At 41.2% G+C, this 2,323-nt stretch carries 1 protein-coding gene; it reads left to right on the top strand.

Annotation, left to right across the window (positions count from 1 at the left end; all coding sequences use genetic code 11):
* The first annotated feature begins 556 nt into the window (after positions 1-556).
* Positions 557-2,218 (top strand): group II intron reverse transcriptase/maturase, encoded by a 1,662-nt coding sequence (ltrA, locus tag JGK14_RS33925; protein WP_293233799.1) that lies wholly within the window; start codon positions 557-559, stop codon positions 2,216-2,218.
* Positions 2,219-2,323 lie beyond the last annotated feature (105 nt).

The following is a 2,323-nucleotide window of genomic DNA, read 5'->3' as shown; positions in this document are numbered from 1 at the left end:
GTGCGGTTCGTTGATTGAAACCAAAGTCTCATAAAACTTAGGAGGAAAATCGTCTCTACACCGCCTTGAGTGCAAACTCAGAAATATAGTAGAGATAACTTTAGTTTAGTGTGAGTGCGTCAAACTCAAATTTGACAAGTCTTACCCGCTAGGAATGGCGTGATGCCAAAACTGCCCACATGGATAGAGAACAAACTCTAAAAATGAAGCTGGGGACAGAACGAGAATAACAAACCTGAGATGGTAGCAACTCGTATAGGTAAGTAGTCAAGGTTAAACATTAGTTGAACTCTCGGAAAAAGCGTCTGAACGTGAACGACCGAAATCAAGGTCGAACAACGACACAACCTAACACTTCAAGTGTGAAAATACCCGCATTATTTTGAACTGGATAAATGCAATTCTGGGAAATCGTGGGCGAAATGAGAGAACCTAAAACTACAAAACAACTAAACCGAGGAACGAATAAAACGGCTCTTTCAACCTTCAATTTGAGGAGATTAATTTCTCAAATTGTGGACTCCTTAAATAAGGGTTAGCGGGTAGAGCTGGTAAGATGTACTCAAAAATTCAAGAAATCAGGACTCTTGGACAACTGGGTACGGTTTACATAGAAAATGTTCATTCAGGCGTAGAGAATGTTATGGCAACGGAGTTAAATCCAGTTGATAAATGGAAATCAATTCCTTGGCGCAAGCTGCGGAAAATTGTATTTCGCCTACAAGTGAGAATATTCAAGGCTCAAAAGAACGGTAACGTGCTCCTAGTACGTAAGCTTCAAAAACTTTTATTAAGCTCCAGAGCAGCGAAATTGCTTGCTATTCGGCAAGTGACACAGTTAAATACTGGACGGAAAACCGCAGGGGTGGACGGAAAGAAAGCCCTCGAACCCTCACAAAGACTGGCACTATTTGAAGTGTTAGTTAAGAACTGGAAGCAATGGAAACATCAGCCCTTAAAGCGAGTGTATATCCCCAAAGTAGACGGAACTAAAAGAGGACTAGGAATCCCGACCATTAGCGACAGAGCATATCAATGTCTCATCAAATATGCCTTGGAACCCGCAGCAGAAGCTACGTTCAACGCTCATTCTTATGGGTTTAGACCTAGCAGAAGCTGCCATGATATCCAGAGACAATTATTCAATAATCTAAACTCTAGCAGTAATGGGTTAGAAAAAAGAATTTTGGAATTGGATATTGAAAAATGTTTCGACAAGATTGACCACAAATTCTTAATGCAATCAGTCCAACTACCAAAGGCAGCAAAACAAGGGGTATTTAGGGCAATAAAAGCTGGAGTCAGAGGAGAATTTCCTTCATCAGAATCCGGTACACCGCAAGGTGGAGTTTTCAGCCCATTACTAGCAAATATAGTTCTTCACGGATTAGAGAACGTTGGTCATGAGGTTAGATTGAAAATCAGAAATGGTGGCAGATACATAGACACTATTACTGGATTTCGTTATGCGGATGACGTTGTGTTTATTCTGAAACCAGAAGACGACCCTGAGCCCCTCCGAGGATACATTGATAAATTCTTGGAAACAAGAGGATTAAAAGTTAAAGAAGCCAAAACCAAAGTCGTACATAGTACAGATGGTTTCGACTTCCTTGGGTGGAACTTCTCAGTTAAGCCCAATGGTAAATTCATTTCAACACCAAGTCAAAAAGCTACAATTAGCATTAAGGCAAAAGTTAAAGAAGTGATAAAAGATAGTCGTTTCACTCTCGAGCATCGAATCAACAAGTGTGGTTCGGTGGTAAGAGGGTGGAGAAATTACCATAGATTCTGCGATATGAGTCAACACGACCTGTGGTCACTGCACTATTGGTTATGGAAATTCATTCGGAAACAAGGAAGATACAACCGTTATCAAACCAATAAGGTTATAAAAAGAGCAATTCCTGCGGTTAGTTGGTCAGCCTGCAAGTTTGTCATTGTCAAGGGAGATAAATCACCCTATGATGGCGATTTTGTTTATTGGTCAAAACGAGAGAATGCTAACTACGATGGAATAACGGCACGACTTCTCAAGAAACAGAATCACAAATGTACAGAATGTAATCTATCGTTCATGTCAGGTGATATTGCACAACTACACCATATCGACGGCAACCATAACAATTGGAAACCTATAAATTTGGAAGTTCTACATCGTGAATGTCACCAGCATCAGACCGTTCATGGTCAGGTGAGAGTCCGAACAGCGGGTTAAACCCGACTTATTAGGTGTCAGACTAGGAGCCGGATGCAGTGAAAGCTGCACGTCCGCGTTCTGAAGGAGAGGTGTCCTGTGGTAACACAGGCATCGACTCTAATT

The sequence above is a fragment of the Microcoleus sp. PH2017_28_MFU_U_A genome (genome assembly GCF_020738035.1).
In the GTDB taxonomy this organism is placed as follows: domain Bacteria; phylum Cyanobacteriota; class Cyanobacteriia; order Cyanobacteriales; family Microcoleaceae; genus Microcoleus.
The sequence above is the reverse complement of the archived record's forward strand: the minus strand, read 5'-3'. Positions and strand labels throughout refer to the sequence as shown.

What these genes read in the sequence shown, in the direction of transcription:
- ltrA (WP_293233799.1), top strand. Translation starts at nt 557, where the DNA reads ATGTACTCAAAAATTCAAGAAATCAGGACTCTTGGACAACTGGGTACG.